This is a genomic window from Parasalinivibrio latis, from assembly GCF_036825535.1.
GTDB classification, from domain to species: domain Bacteria; phylum Pseudomonadota; class Gammaproteobacteria; order Enterobacterales; family Vibrionaceae; genus Parasalinivibrio; species Parasalinivibrio latis.
This window is the reverse complement of sequence record NZ_CP098812.1, coordinates 3157512-3171183: the sequence shown is the minus strand read 5'-3', so window position 1 is coordinate 3171183 and position 13672 is coordinate 3157512. Positions and strand designations below refer to the sequence as shown.

At 49.4% G+C, this 13672-nt stretch carries 13 protein-coding genes; 9 read left to right on the top strand and 4 right to left on the bottom strand.

Annotated elements, in window-relative coordinates; all coding sequences use genetic code 11:
- The first annotated feature begins 326 nt into the window (after nucleotides 1-326).
- The gene (locus tag NF212_RS14420) at nucleotides 327-1652 is read left to right on the top strand and encodes a VpsR-related response regulator (protein WP_434356790.1); all 1326 of its coding nucleotides are present in this window, start codon (nucleotides 327-329) and stop codon (nucleotides 1650-1652) included.
- A gap of 53 nt (nucleotides 1653-1705) precedes the next feature.
- Here NF212_RS14420 and NF212_RS14415 read toward each other — a convergent pair whose 3' ends face one another.
- Complete coding sequence (locus NF212_RS14415) at nucleotides 1706-2137, bottom strand: PACE efflux transporter (protein ID WP_434356788.1); 432 nt, start codon at nucleotides 2135-2137, stop codon at nucleotides 1706-1708.
- Nucleotides 2138-2223: 86 nt separating this feature from the next.
- Here NF212_RS14415 and NF212_RS14410 point away from each other — a divergent pair, with 86 nt between their 5' ends.
- Together NF212_RS14410 and NF212_RS14405 are read left to right on the top strand one after the other, a co-directional pair.
- Complete coding sequence (locus tag NF212_RS14410) at nucleotides 2224-3117, top strand: LysR family transcriptional regulator (RefSeq protein ID WP_434356786.1); 894 nt, start codon at nucleotides 2224-2226, stop codon at nucleotides 3115-3117.
- 379 nt (nucleotides 3118-3496) lie between these two features.
- Entirely contained in the window at nucleotides 3497-3745 is a 249-nt protein-coding gene (locus NF212_RS14405) for a hypothetical protein (RefSeq protein WP_434356784.1), read from the top strand.
- 55 nt (nucleotides 3746-3800) lie between these two features.
- Here NF212_RS14405 and NF212_RS14400 read toward each other — a convergent pair whose 3' ends face one another.
- Nucleotides 3801-4835, bottom strand: a complete 1035-nt coding sequence (locus NF212_RS14400) for an NADP(H)-dependent aldo-keto reductase (protein WP_434356782.1) — start codon at nucleotides 4833-4835, stop codon at nucleotides 3801-3803.
- 187 nt (nucleotides 4836-5022) lie between these two features.
- Between NF212_RS14400 and NF212_RS14395 the strand changes: the two genes are divergently transcribed.
- On the top strand, nucleotides 5023-5322 hold the full coding sequence (locus NF212_RS14395) for a DUF6482 family protein (protein ID WP_434356780.1): 300 nt from the start codon (nucleotides 5023-5025) through the stop codon (nucleotides 5320-5322).
- Between the two features lie 3 nt (nucleotides 5323-5325).
- Here the strand turns inward: NF212_RS14395 and mutH are convergent, their stop codons facing one another.
- Nucleotides 5326-5988: a DNA mismatch repair endonuclease MutH gene (gene mutH / locus NF212_RS14390; protein ID WP_434356778.1), complete on the bottom strand. Its 663-nt coding sequence runs from the start codon at nucleotides 5986-5988 to the stop codon at nucleotides 5326-5328.
- 755 nt (nucleotides 5989-6743) lie between these two features.
- Between mutH and rppH the strand changes: the two genes are divergently transcribed.
- The 5 genes from rppH (at nucleotide 6744) to NF212_RS14365 (ending at nucleotide 12100) form a co-directional block, all read left to right on the top strand.
- The gene (gene rppH, locus NF212_RS14385; protein ID WP_434356776.1) at nucleotides 6744-7259 is read left to right on the top strand and encodes an RNA pyrophosphohydrolase; all 516 of its coding nucleotides are present in this window, start codon (nucleotides 6744-6746) and stop codon (nucleotides 7257-7259) included.
- Nucleotides 7260-9524 carry a phosphoenolpyruvate--protein phosphotransferase gene (gene ptsP, locus NF212_RS14380; RefSeq protein WP_434356774.1) on the top strand — a complete coding sequence of 755 codons (2265 nt, stop codon included), beginning with the start codon at nucleotides 7260-7262 and terminating at the stop codon, nucleotides 9522-9524.
- Between the two features lie 5 nt (nucleotides 9525-9529).
- On the top strand, nucleotides 9530-10333 hold the full coding sequence (locus NF212_RS14375) for a sulfite exporter TauE/SafE family protein (RefSeq protein WP_434356772.1): 804 nt from the start codon (nucleotides 9530-9532) through the stop codon (nucleotides 10331-10333).
- A 15-nt stretch (nucleotides 10334-10348) separates the two neighbouring features.
- Nucleotides 10349-11152, top strand: a complete 804-nt coding sequence (gene lgt, locus NF212_RS14370; RefSeq protein ID WP_434356770.1) for a prolipoprotein diacylglyceryl transferase — start codon at nucleotides 10349-10351, stop codon at nucleotides 11150-11152.
- Between the two features lie 108 nt (nucleotides 11153-11260).
- Complete coding sequence (locus NF212_RS14365; protein ID WP_434356768.1) at nucleotides 11261-12100, top strand: thymidylate synthase; 840 nt, start codon at nucleotides 11261-11263, stop codon at nucleotides 12098-12100.
- A 156-nt stretch (nucleotides 12101-12256) separates the two neighbouring features.
- On the opposite strand, the gene NF212_RS14360 is transcribed toward NF212_RS14365, so the two are convergent.
- Complete coding sequence (locus NF212_RS14360; protein WP_434356766.1) at nucleotides 12257-13405, bottom strand: Na/Pi symporter; 1149 nt, start codon at nucleotides 13403-13405, stop codon at nucleotides 12257-12259.
- Nucleotides 13406-13672 lie beyond the last annotated feature (267 nt).

Genomic DNA, 13672 nt, shown 5'->3' with positions numbered 1-13672 from the left:
AGCCTTTTTTGTTTCATTTATTAGACTGATTGCACAATGAGTGAATAAAAAATTTGGCACTAATGCCATTAATTTATTCTCTATCGTTATGTTTGTTTTCATTAAATAAAAATTAATATATATATCAATACTGAGAATTGCGATTTATCGGGTTGATAAATAAAAGATTATTCTTTAACTGGTTGCATATGCCGCCTAAGCGCTGTCTCACCTGACGGTAGGGTCTCAATCTTGAGAACCAACAGCCATACACATCTTTTATACTTATTAACGCAATTATCAACATCAGTCTCAATTTTTAATCAATAAAAAAATAGGCAGGCGTTATGGGTATGCAATCAAGAATGGATTCAGCACCTGGTTCATTGGTAGTTGTAGGCGGTACATATGAACCATGGATTGCGATGCTGGAACAGACCGGTTGGCGTTGCCATCGCTGCTACGATCTTCGTGCAGCACAGTCACTTTTACAGGAAATCGGTCCCTGCATCGGCATCGTTGACCTTAGTCACGATGACTTCAGTCTGAACGGTGTTGCTTCTCTTGTGAACCGTAACAAGCAAGTTCGTTGGATGGCACTCATCCGCGACGATCAACTTCGAAATGACGCTATCTGCCAGTTCATCGTCAGTTTCTGTATCGACTACTTTACCTCCCCTGTCCCTAATTCTCAGTTGCTTAGTACCATCGGGCACCAGCTCGGTATGCTCAACCTTGAGCGTCGTGTATGGCCGCAACTGGGCGATCACAGTGATATGGGTCTTTATGGTGCTTCTCAGGCCATGAAGAAATTGCGTGATCAGGTTCGACGCGTTGCATCGACAGATGTATCTGTGCTGATCAGCGGTGAGAGCGGAACCGGTAAAGAGTTGGTTGGTATGGCTATCCACCAGACGTCTATTCGAGCTAAAGGACCTTTTATTGCGGTGAAATGCAGTGCATTGCCGGAAAAAGAGCTCGAGGTGGAACTGTTCGGCGACGAGCAGTCTGAAGGTAAACTGCGGGAGGCTCACCGCGGCTCAATTATGCTCGATGAAATCGGGGATATGCCGGCTGCACTTCAGGCTAAATTGCTCCATTTCCTTCAAGAAGGCGTGGGGGATGACAGGTACAGCCGAGAAGTTGATGTCCGGGTAATTGCTTCCTGTAATACGGATCTTGAGAGAGCGGTCGCAGAAGGGCAATTCCGTGAAGATCTCTACTACCGGCTTAATGTTTTGCACATTGCTGTACCGTCCCTGCGGGAACGTGGCAATGATATCTGTGAACTGGCTGAGCACTTCCTGGTGAAGTTTGCCCGTCAGTACAACACTCAGGCCCGTACTTTCTCGGATGATGCCAAGAAAGTGCTGGCAAGCTATACCTGGCCGGGGAATGTGCGCGAGCTGATCAACCAGATTAAACGAGCCGTGTTGCTGGCAGATAATCTGGTGATTGAGGCCGAGCACCTGGATCTGCCGCGCAATGGCGATTACCGTCAGAGCCTGCGCCGTATCCGGGAAGAGTCTGAGCGCGATGCACTGTTGTCAGTATTGGAAAACAACAACGGGCAGGTTTCCGCTGCGGCGAAGGAACTTGGTGTGTCCCGTGCAACCATGTACAGACTTCTCAATAAACATAACCTGATCCCGGCTCCCAGAAGTTATCGCTAGAATCAGGATGTATCCTAAAAGAAAAACACCCGCAGCGAGCGGGTGTTTTTGTATCAGTGGGCGGTTGCTGTGCCGTTTTCCGGAACCGGGAAGATATGGTCATATGCCAAGTTATAGACATAGGCGTAAACCAGGTAAAACAGTACCAGGCCAATATCCATCAGGAATGCTTGCCAGAGGGTCATTTTCAGGACCCAGGCGATCACAGGTACGGTTACCCACAACAATCCGAACTCAAAAAGGATTGCGTGAATAATGCGCAGCCCGGTTGATTTGCGGGTGTGACCATAGCGTTTTTCCATCATCTTATCGAAGGCAACGTTGTAGACGTAGTTCCACACCGTGGCGATAACAGAAAAGAAGACTCCCATAGCACCAACGTGCCCGGCTTCGTAGCCGAACTGGCTCATGATACCGACAATCAGCAGCAGACCAATCACCTCGAACCCTACAGCGTGGCGAATTCGATCCAGACGCGATCTCATTTTTTATTCTCCAGTGAAATTAGTCTGCAATTCTATTCCTTATGTAGATAAAATAAAGTTATTACCTATCTATAAAACCGATACATATGAGTATCTCGCTAGAACAGATATCTGCTTTTGTTGCGACGGTCGACAACGGGTCATTTTCCGCAGCTGCCAGGAAACTAGGGAAAGTTCAGTCTGTTATCAGTACCGCTGTTGCCAATTTGGAGGCGGATCTTGATCTTCAGCTGTTTGACCGTTCTGGGCGGTACCCGGTTCTGACACCTGACGGTGAAGCAATGCTGGCCAGGGCTCGACGGGTACTGATTGAAAGTGACAGTCTGGTTGCCCATGCGCGAGAACTGCATGACACCCTTGAGCCGCGGCTGACCATTGCGATTGAATCTATGGTGATGACTCATTCTTTGGCAAATGTATTTCGCCGGCTTCAGCAAAGCTTTCCTTTACTGGAAATAGAAATCCTGTCTGCAGGGGCAGATCGTATCCTCCGGCTTCTTGAAAGTGGCAGGGCGCAGATGGCGATATCCGGCCAACGGATGTTGCCGCCACCGGAGTTTGCATTTGTAAACTATGCGTCTGTTCCTTTGAGCCTGGTTTGCAGTTCAACGCACCCTATGGCTTCAATGAACAGCTTCTCGCTTGATACCTATGCATCCCACACCCAAATTATTGTCACCAGTGGGGATGTACCGGTGTATTTCAGGGGCAATTATTCAGACCGGCTTGCAGATACGGTATGGCTGACAGAAAACGCCCCATCAGCACTGATGTTGGCAAAAGCAGGAGTTGGCTGGGTTGCACTGCCTGAACACATGGTTAGGGAGGGAATCCATTCCGGTGAGTTGGTGGAGCTTCCTTTTGATGCTGAACCCGGTGCCTGGATACAGGCAATTGATATTATTTGGATGCGGAGTCAGCCGTTGGGAAAAGGTGCCCGGACACTGATTGGATATCTTACTGATAAGACCAGAAAATAATCTGAATTCATTAGGAACTTAATGGATGAATGATTGGATGATACTGTCTGGAATCCTGTTTCTATTATTCTGTGCTGAAATTAATTTGGAATAAAATATTCCCTTGAGTTATTTCTCGTGGGTGTGTAATTTAACAACTGATTAACCCACAGGATCTACTGATACGGAGGTGCGACATGACTCAGCGATTTAATGCATTTGCAGAATGTCGACATCCGATCTCCTGGCTTTTCACCGGAGATAAAAAACAGTAGATCCGTATCCGTTAACCCGGCTGCGGATGATTGTGCCGCAGGGGTTAACGTCTGAAATTCCCCGTAAAAACCTAGCCGGTATATTCATCCCAGCCTCCTAAATCAACAACATAGGAGAGCAAAAGATGTCTCGTTCCGTATATATTCGCCTTGCAGTGGTTCTGGTTCGTCTGGATTTAGCCCGTGAAGCCCGTCAGTGGCGTAAAGCACACCGCCGTATCCGGTATGTTGGCCCTCCACTGTCAGAGCACCTTTTACGTGATATAGGTTTCGACTCAGACGGTTATGCCATCGGCTCATCTTCACCCCAGATGAAAGCCAAGCGTGAAGTGGCAAGGATCCGTAAAAGGCTTTATTCAAGATACCTGACGTAGGTAAAGCCCCGGTTCGCCGGGGCTTTTTTATATCGGAAGGAAATGTGGATTCTGCTTAGGGGCAGGGGTTGGAGTAAAGAACGGCGACACGGTTTATCTCATCCAGAACGTCATCCGAGAGCGTCAAATCAATACTGGCTATGTTGCTTTCAAGCTGTTCAAGGTTGGTTGCACCGATAATATTGGCGGCAACAAACCCCTGCTGGTTTACGAAGGCGAGCGCCATCTGTGCCGGTTCCAGACCGTGCTTCCGGGCAATACCGACGTAAGCTTCGGTTGCCTGTTTCCCTGCTTCGGTAAAGTAACGGGAAAAACGTTTGTGCAGGGTGCATCGCGCATCCGCAGGCCAGTTGTCATTGAGGTATTTTCCGCTCAGTGTGCCAAATGCCATTGGAGAATACGCCAGCAGTTCAACCCCTTCGAGATGGCTGATTTCAGACAGGCCGACTTCAAAGCTGCGGTTGAGAAGGTTATATGGGTTTTGGATCGTGGCAATGCGGGGCAGGTTATGTTTCTCTGCCAGGTGAAGGTAGCTCATTACCCCCCATGGGGTTTCATTGGAAACACCGATATAACGGATCTTTCCTGCCCTGACCAATTCAGCCAGTGCATCCAGCGTATCAAGCAGGCTGACGCCACTGTTGTCATCGGAGTGGCCATAGTTCAGCTTCCCAAAGTTATTGACCTGCCTTTGCGGCCAGTGGATCTGGTAAAGGTCGATATAGTCAGTTTGAAGACGCTCCAAGCTGTGGTTGACTGCATCATGGATATTGCGGCGATCCAGTGCCATATCTTTGCGGATATAGGGCAATGAGCGGGGCCCGGTTACCTTGGTGGCGAGAATAATTTTGTCGCGTTGCCCGGATTTAGCAAGCCAACTGCCAATAAACTGTTCGGTGCGGCCCTGGGTTTCGGGTGTAGGGGGCACTGGATACATCTCAGCCGTGTCGATGAAATTGACTCCGCGCTCTAACGCTAAATCAAGTTGGGAGTGGGCTTCCTGCTCGCTGTTCTGTTCGCCGAAAGTCATTGTACCAAGGCAAATTCGGCTCACTTCCAGAGAAGTGTGTGGGATTGTCCTGTATTGCATTGTCGCTCCTTGTACCCCGATAAATTAGCGGAACTGATTTATTCCAGCACTTCTTTAGATACTTATATGTAAATGGAAGTGAATCAAGACTTAATACACCTGAATTGATATTGGTCACTATTGAGTAAACAGGGTGTACTAAATGCACTAAACTGAAATATTCAGGGAGTGAAAAGAGGTATGCAGGATGAAGTTAAAGCAGTTAAAACTCTGGTTAAAAGCCCATGAAGGCCCGATGCCCGGCTGTTTCCTTGTCAGTCACGCCGGTCAATCACAGTATATGGTAGAGGTTGAGGTAAAGCATCAGCTTGAAATTCTCCGTTCAGATGACGGAGAGGTTATGCACTTTGATACCGTCGATCAAGCCGGGGAACTGCTTAAGAAGTTTGGTTTTGAAACTGTTACCTTGCGGCTCACCGACCCCTATGATGAATTTGGGCCAGGAGAAGGCCCGGAGTGCCGTGAAGATATGGTTATCAGCCTCTGAGTGTTATGCGTAATAACGTTTCAGCAGTTGCTCTGTGAACGTTTTCCGAAGGTAGAATCCCCGGGGCAGCGTGCGGATCGGCTGCCCGTTTTCCCCTACGGCATCAGTCAGTGACCGGCTGTTGGCAGCTTTGGGGCGCATTTGAAGATACTCACCGTGATGCGCTGTGATACTTTCAATTTTACCCAAAGAAACGAGGTCGAGCAGTTCTTCCCAGTCACTTCGAAGCTGTGCTTCCTCTTCTGGTGATGGGGACCAGAGCATCGGCATCCCGACATGCCTTTCGCAAACTGGGATTTCCCGTTCCCCTTCGACTGGAATCCACAATACCCGGGATAGTTTGTTGCGCACATGGCTGTTCTCCCAGCGCAGTCCCCGTATTCCAGTCAATGGTGCGACAGACACAAAGGTTGTTTCAAGTGGGCGGCCATCATAGCCAACCGGGATACTCTTTAACTCGACCCCCAGTTCCTCAAAATCCTGTGTAGGTTTACTGCCCGCGGTAGCTCCCAGAAACACTTCAAACAGTTGGCCAACCCAGCCTTTATCCCTTTGCAGGTTTTCAGGGCATTTAATACCTATTTCTGCAGCCAGTTCACCTAATGTCAAACCGGCCATCATCAATGCCCGCTGAAGGAGTTCCTGTTCTGATTGAGGTCTGTTCATTGGGGAGCCCGTTGGGAAATACCGATAGAAATCATACCAAATTGGATGGTGGATTGAGTGAAAGAATGATCTTTCCTATGCGCTGTACGATCTTTGAACAATGCGGCGGATAACTATTTAATATTAAAAACGGATGATTATAATCGTTTGTTTTTAAAGGGTTATTTAGTTTTTCTTGTTGGCTGGATGTAATTTATGCAATGACATACAGTCTTTTTCGCGGATCTTTCACAAAGTTATCCACAGCAATATTGGATAGAGTGCATCAGACTGGAGTGCATGTATCTATATACAGGTGTGTAAGTGTGTGAAATGGCGGTGAAACAAAAGCCGTGACGTAAAAGTAAACAACATGTGTGGACAAAGTGTGATGTGGTGGATCTTTGACCGATCTGAATTTTTCTCAGTGAGTGATAAAAACAGGCCTTTAGTAATAAATGGTAATTTGTATCTATCATTATGATTAATAATGATATATTTGTTGTTTCCTTTGGCGGAAGGGCGCAAGCAAAGACTGAAAAACAAAGACTTCAGTTAATGTTGGATAGGTTCTTCACAAATCTATCCACAGAAAGAGTGAATAAATGTGCTCTATGTCTCATCTTTGTGTTTATAACTTCTTTGGCGGCGTTGGCTTATCCAAAAACTCTCAACTATACGACGAAAATATGAAGTAAGTAGGCGATCGCAGTTTACCATTCCCGCTGATCTGTGAAAAAATCAGTGTTAATAACTAATTTTATTGAGGGCGTCCTGTGATTGATGGCGACGGTTACCGTCCCAATGTTGGGATAGTGATATGTAACAGCCACGGTCAGGTGCTTTGGGCAAGAAGATACGGACAACATTCTTGGCAGTTCCCGCAAGGTGGAATCGATGAAGGGGAAACCCCGGAAGAAGCAATGTTCCGGGAGCTGTACGAAGAAGTCGGATTGACAAAAAAGGATGTAAGAATACTGGCAACCAGCCGTCACTGGCTGCGTTATAAGTTACCAAAGCGTCTGGTACGTTGGGACTCGAAGCCTGTCTGTATTGGGCAAAAACAGAAATGGTTTCTGTTGCGTCTGGAGTGTGAAGAGTCACGTGTGAATATGCAGCGTGGCGGAACACCTGAATTTGATGGATGGCGGTGGGTAAGTTACTGGTACCCGGTTCGTCAGGTTGTGTCTTTCAAGCGGGAGGTTTACCGAAGGGCAATGAAGGAGTTTGCCCCCTTGGCAATGCCTTTCCGGGAGAGGAAAGCACGAAGGAAAGCTAAAAGGAACGGCTAGATGCTCACAGAGTTGCGGGACATAGTACAGAGCGTCGCATCTTCATCAACACTGATGGATGCCCTGGGTACTTTGGTTAACCGCACCTGTGTTGCGATGGTCACTGAGTGTTGCTCTGTTTATATTACAGACCAGAACAGCCAGCGTTTAACCCTGATGGCGAGTCAGGGGCTGGATACCTCAGAACACATATCCCTCGGGTTTGATGAAGGCCTTGTTGGCCTTATCGCCCGCCGGGCTGAATTGGTGAACGTTGCCAATGCCAGCTCGCACGAATCATTCAAACATTTCCCCGGTATTGGCGAGGATGATTTTTGCTCCTTCCTCGGTGCGCCAATTATTTACCGTAAAGAAATTCTCGGTGTGTTGGTTGTCCAGCAACGGGTTGCGCGCCAGTTCAATGAAGGGGAGGAATCTTTCCTGGTTACGCTTGCGGCTCAGCTTGCTATGGTACTGGCCCACGCCAGGGCGCAGGGGCTGTGGCCGGATAAACAGGGCCAGAGCCTTCAGCTTAAAGGGGCACCAGCTTCACCGGGTATTGCAATTGCACGGGTGTGGTGTGACAACTCCCAGCCCAAGCTTGAAGATGTAGCCCCCTCAAGCTGCCTGAATATTGCCAATGAACGTGATCGCCTTGAGGCGGCAATAGAAAAAGCCAGTGCGGAGTTCCGCCAGCTCCGTAAGCGTTTTGACTCTGATCTGCAGCAGGATACCCTGGCCATTTTTGAACTGTTCTCCCACCTGCTCCATGATCCCCTTTTGCGTAAGGAACTCGATGCCAAGGTGGATAGCAGGGCGACCGCTGAATGGGCAGTACGGGATACGGTCGAAACTTTTGCCAGGCAGTTTGCCCGCATGGAAGATGACTACCTCAAAGAAAGGGCATCGGATATCCGTGAACTGGGACAGCGCCTTATTTATTTCCTGGATGAGCAGCACTACGACCAGCTTGACCTTGAAGAGCCGATTATTTTAGCAGCCCGGGAAATCAACGCTGCAATGCTGGCGTCTATACCCAGAGATAAACTTGCCGGGATCGTTGCCCAGGAAGGTGCGGTAAACTCCCATGCCGCGATTTTGGCCCGTGCACTTGGTATTCCGGCTGTAATGGGGGTGGAGTTTCGCCATAAAATGGTGATGGGCCAGCCTGCTGTCCTTGACGCATACAGTGGCCAATTGCTTATCAAACCCAATACCCATGTGGTTTCTGAGTACGAAGAGCTCCAGCGTGAAGAGGACTCCCTGACCTCCCAGGTTGAAAAAACACTCGCCGGCAAAACCTGTACGTCAGACGGAACCACCATTGAGGTACACCTGAATGCCGGTTTGAGTGCAGACAGCAGTATTGCAATCAATGAAGGTGTTGATGGAGTTGGCCTTTACCGCACGGAAGTCCCATTTTTGCTCCAGCGAAGCTTCCCATCCGAAGATGAGCAAATGCACCACTACCGAAGTATCCTTCGCAGCTACAATGGCAAGCCGGTAGTAATGCGGACCTTGGATATTGGCGGGGATAAACCTCTCCCTTACCTGGCTATTGAAGAAGATAACCCTTTCCTTGGCTGGCGGGGAATTCGGTTTACCCTGGATCACCCTGAGATTTTCCTTATTCAAATCCGGGCGATGCTCCGTGCCAGTGTTGGGCTGGACAACCTGGACATACTATTGCCAATGATCTCGGGGATTAGCGAGCTTCGTGAGGCCAGGGCATTAATCGACCGGGCATTTGATGAAGTAACGGAGCTTGTCGCACAACAGGGTAAGATCCTCAAACGTCCGAGAATTGGTATCATGGTTGAGGTGCCCTCGATTGTTTACCAGCTTGACCGGGTTAAGCCCCTGGCGGATTTCCTCTCCGTCGGTACCAATGATTTGACTCAATACTTGCTTGCCGTAGACCGTAACAATGCCCGCGTCGCAAATGTGTACGACTCCTTTCATCCTGCCGTCTTATCCGCTCTCCAAACTGTACAGCAAACGGCTGCAAGACAGGGGATACCTGTATGTGTTTGCGGAGAGCTGGCGGGTGATCCTATGGGGTCAGTGGTGTTGACTGGCCTGGGCTACCGGGCATTGAGTATGAATACCCGCAGCGTTGCCAGAATCAAGTTCATCCTCAGACACTTAAGTCTTCAGGATGTAAACGCAGTGGTTTCTGATATCATGCAATGCGACTCGCCAGAGGGCATTCGGGAGCTTCTGGTATCTTTCTTCAACCGACACACGTTGTCAGGCTTTGTCCGGGCTGGTGCACGGACCGGATAATTCTCATGTCTGAAGCTGTAGTTTTTCTGTTTTTCCAGTGTTTGGCTCTGGGAGGCATTGTTGGTGTGCTTGCAGGGCTGCTGGGCATTGGAGGGGGCCTTATTGTGGTTCCCGCCTTGCACCTGTTGTTGCCGGATGCCGGCATAGAGCCCCAACTGGTGATGCCTATGGCGCTGGCAACGTCCCTCGCCAGTATTGTAATGACCTCTGCTGCATCAGCCCGGAACCACTACAAAAGGGGCAACGTCAGTTTCAGTGTTGTTCGCTCTCTGGTTCCCGGAGTCCTGATCGGAGGGCTCTGCGGCAGTACCCTGGCAGATTTACTGCCGACAGCCTGGTTGCCGCGAATATTTGGTGGCATCGTTTTGATCCTGGCCCTTCAGATGCTGGTATCATTGAGAGTTCAAAGTCACCGCCCCCTGCCCAGCCCGTTAGGCCAGGCAGCAGCTGGTGGGTTTATAGGTATGATTGCCAGCCTGGCAGGCATAGGCGGCGGCGCATTGACCGTACCCTATTTAAGTTACCATGGCGTTCCGATGCGCCAGGCTATTGGCTGTTCTTCACTGTCTGGTGCGGTACTGTCCGTTTCAGCAATGACCGGCTTCATTATCCTTGGTCTTCACAGTGAGCAGGTTTTACCTAAGTGGAGTATCGGTTACGTTTATTTGCCCGCATTGACAGGAATAATCCTGACTTCTGTCGTGGCAACGAAACTTGGCGTCCATTTGGCAATCAAACTCCCCACACATTGGGTGAAAAAGATATTTGCCCTGTTTTTAATGATTGTCAGCATCGAAATGCTGTTCTAAACGAGGTTTGGATCCATGACAGAAGGATTTCTGACATTTCCGCATATTGATCCTGTACTTGTACAGATAGGGCCTCTGGCTGTGCGTTGGTATGGTTTGATGTATTTGGTGGGTTTCCTGTTTGCCATGTGGCTGGCAAACCGCAGGGCAGAAAAACCGGGCAGTGGCTGGACAAAAGATGAAGTGGGGGACCTGTTGTTTGCCGGCTTCATGGGGGTGGTTCTCGGCGGCCGCATTGGCTATGTGCTGTTTTACCAGTTTGATACCTTTATCCACGATCCGCTGTACCTGTTCAAGATCTGGACCGGCGGAATGTCATTCCACGGCGGCTTGCTGGGGGTCATTACCGCGATGCTCTGGTTTGCGCGTAAAACAAACCGGACTTTCTTCACTGTCTCAGACTTTATTGCGCCGTTAGTGCCATTTGGCCTCGGAGCAGGGCGTCTGGGGAACTTCATCAATGGAGAGTTGTGGGGGCGGGTAACTGATGTGCCGTGGGCGATGATTTTCCCGTCCGGTGGCCCCTTCCCTCGCCACCCGTCACAGCTTTACGAGTTTATTCTTGAAGGCGTTGCCCTGTTCCTGATCCTGAACTGGTTTATCAAAAAGCCCCGCCCTGCAGGCGCGGTATCTGGCTTGTTCCTGCTTGGGTACGGTAGCTTCCGTTTTCTGGTGGAGTTTGTGCGTCAGCCGGATGCGCAACTTGGTCTGTTTGACAACTGGATCAGTATGGGACAAATCCTGTCGACCCCGATGATTTTAGTCGGTGTGGGTATGATGGTCTGGGCATACCGCCAGCCGCAGAAAATTCAGGGCTGATTGCCAGTGGCAGACTAATGTCTCCTTGACATGGCCCACTCACATGGTGGGGCAATTATGTTAAAGTGCGCCTTATTAGGCGCATTTTTTATAGATGGAATTCGTGAGATGAAACAATACCTGGACTTGATGCAGGATATCGTCGACAACGGCAGTGACCGTGGCGACCGTACCGGTGTGGGCACCCGTTCTGTATTTGGCCGTCAGATGCGGTTTGACCTCAGTGAAGGCTTTCCCCTGTTGACCACAAAGAAACTCTACACCCGTGCAATCATCCACGAACTGCTGTGGTTCCTGAACGGTGACACCAATATCAAGTACCTGCAGGACAACCGTGTCTCAATCTGGGATGAATGGGCTACCGAGGGAGGCGACCTGGGCCCGGTTTATGGCGCACAATGGCGTTCTTGGGCATGCCCTGACGGTTCCACTGTGGATCAGATCAGCCAGTTGGTTGAACAAATCAAAACCAAGCCAAATTCCCGCCGCCATATAATCACGGCATGGAACCCGGCGGATTTGCCGGACGAGAGCATTTCCCCGCAGGCTAACGTGGAAGAGGGCCGGATGGCACTGGCACCTTGTCACTGCCTGTTCCAGTTCTATGTTGCTGACGGGAAGCTGTCATGCCAGCTGTACCAGCGCAGTGCCGATTACTTCCTGGGCGTGCCATTTAACATTGCAAGCTACGCACTGTTTACCCATATGGTTGCTCAGCAATGTGGTTTGGATGTTGGGGATTTCGTCCATACATTTGGTGACGTTCACCTCTACCACAACCACCTCAATGATGACATCGTGTTTGAGCAACTGAAGCGTGAACCACGTGAACTGCCAAAACTGGTCATCAAACGCAAGCCAGACTCTATTTTTGACTACAAGCTCGAAGACTTCGAGATTGTAGGTTATGAACCAGCGGAAACCATCAAAGCACCTATCGCCATTTAACCGTTTCTGCTGCATCCGTTTTGATGACAAAAGCCGGGTCGATATGAACTGACCCGGCTTTTGTATATGTGATGTTTGCCTGTCCTGTGACTGCTCAGTCTTCTCGATCAAAAACGCCCGCATTGTGCGGGCGTTCTGTTGACAGTTTGGTTGGCTTTACTGGGTAATCAGCAGGACAACAGTCGGCATTACGATAAATACCAGCCCCAGGTAGGCAACCACCGCCATCTTGGATTTTGCCGCCGCGTTACCCAGCATCTCTGCACACTTCAAAGGCAGTTCACGCATGAACGGCAGACCGAAGATAAGCAGGGTAGCCAGAATGTTGAAGCTCAGGTGTACCAGTGCAATTTGCAGGGCAAACACAGCGTTTGAACCTGTAACTGCGGTAGCAGCCAGCAATGCAGTGATACAGGTACCGATGTTTGCACCCAGAGTGAATGGGTAAACATCACGTACTTTGAGCACGTTGGTACCAACCAGTGGAACCATCAGGCTGGTGGTCGTTGAAGAAGACTGAACCAGGATAGTAACCAGCGTACCAGACATAATGCCGTGGATTGGGCCGCGGCCAATAGCCTTGTGCAGCATTTCCTTGGCACGGCCTACCATCAGTGAGCGCATCAGCGATCCCATCAGAGTGATAGACAGGAAGATAAGGCCGATACCCAGAACAATCAGTGCCGCACCGCCCCAGTTACCAGGCAGGACTGACAGTACGTCTTTGGTGCCACTTACAACCGGCTTAGTTAACGGGCCCATGAAATCAAGCCCTTTCATGCTCAGGCTGCCGTCAAACATCAGAGGGGCAACCAGCCATGCAGAGATCTTGTCCAACAGGCCAAACATCATTTCCAGTGGCAGGAAGATAGCCACGGCAATGAGGTTAAAGAAATCGTGTACGGTTGCACAGGTGAACGCACGGCGGAACTCGTCCTTGCAGCGCGCATGGCCCATGCTGACCAGCGTATTGGTTACAGTTGTACCAATGTTGGCACCCATCACCATAGGAATAGCGGTTTCCACAGGAAGTCCGCCGGCTACCAGACCTACAATAATAGAGGTAACGGTACTTGAAGACTGGATCAGTGCAGTAGCAACGATACCAATCATCAGACCAGCAACGGGATGAGACGCGAATGCAAACAGTTCTTTCGCTTGCTCACCAACAGCCCATTTGAAGCCGCTGCCCACCATAGACACTGCAACCAGCAGCAGGTAAAGCATTGCAACAAGGCCTGCCCAACGAACCCAGTTGTTAGAGATAGAAACTGGGGCAGTAGCCGTTGAAGTTTGGGTAGTCATGAATTTGCTCCGTGACAGAAATATGTCGGTTTTGTGTCAACGAGGCGAATGTTAGGAAGCTAATATTTCAGAAATATGACACGCGGTGTCACAGAAGAAATAATTGCTCAAGTGACTATTAAATAGTCGATTTAGATCGAATATTGGTCATCTAGTAGTCTATATATTGGTATTGAATTTAAAATTATACGTATTGTTGCACATTTGAATTCCATAATGAGCCTAATTTCTTATTGGTGGAGTTTTTAACTGTGATAAAGCAATTCG

Excerpts from the sequence above, each read along its gene's own strand:
- NF212_RS14360 (WP_434356766.1), bottom strand. The coding sequence starts at position 13,405 with ATGACTACCCAAACTTCAACGGCTACTGCCCCAGTTTCTATCTCTAAC.
- NF212_RS14395 (WP_434356780.1), top strand. The coding sequence starts at position 5,023 with ATGAAGTTAAAGCAGTTAAAACTCTGGTTAAAAGCCCATGAAGGCCCG.
- ptsP (WP_434356774.1), top strand. The coding sequence starts at position 7,260 with ATGCTCACAGAGTTGCGGGACATAGTACAGAGCGTCGCATCTTCATCA.
- NF212_RS14410 (WP_434356786.1), top strand. The coding sequence starts at position 2,224 with ATGAGTATCTCGCTAGAACAGATATCTGCTTTTGTTGCGACGGTCGAC.
- NF212_RS14415 (WP_434356788.1), bottom strand. The coding sequence starts at position 2,137 with ATGAGATCGCGTCTGGATCGAATTCGCCACGCTGTAGGGTTCGAGGTG.
- NF212_RS14400 (WP_434356782.1), bottom strand. The coding sequence starts at position 4,835 with ATGCAATACAGGACAATCCCACACACTTCTCTGGAAGTGAGCCGAATT.
- mutH (WP_434356778.1), bottom strand. The coding sequence starts at position 5,988 with ATGAACAGACCTCAATCAGAACAGGAACTCCTTCAGCGGGCATTGATG.
- NF212_RS14420 (WP_434356790.1), top strand. The coding sequence starts at position 327 with ATGGGTATGCAATCAAGAATGGATTCAGCACCTGGTTCATTGGTAGTT.
- NF212_RS14365 (WP_434356768.1), top strand. The coding sequence starts at position 11,261 with ATGAAACAATACCTGGACTTGATGCAGGATATCGTCGACAACGGCAGT.
- NF212_RS14375 (WP_434356772.1), top strand. The coding sequence starts at position 9,530 with ATGTCTGAAGCTGTAGTTTTTCTGTTTTTCCAGTGTTTGGCTCTGGGA.
- NF212_RS14405 (WP_434356784.1), top strand. The coding sequence starts at position 3,497 with ATGTCTCGTTCCGTATATATTCGCCTTGCAGTGGTTCTGGTTCGTCTG.
- lgt (WP_434356770.1), top strand. The coding sequence starts at position 10,349 with ATGACAGAAGGATTTCTGACATTTCCGCATATTGATCCTGTACTTGTA.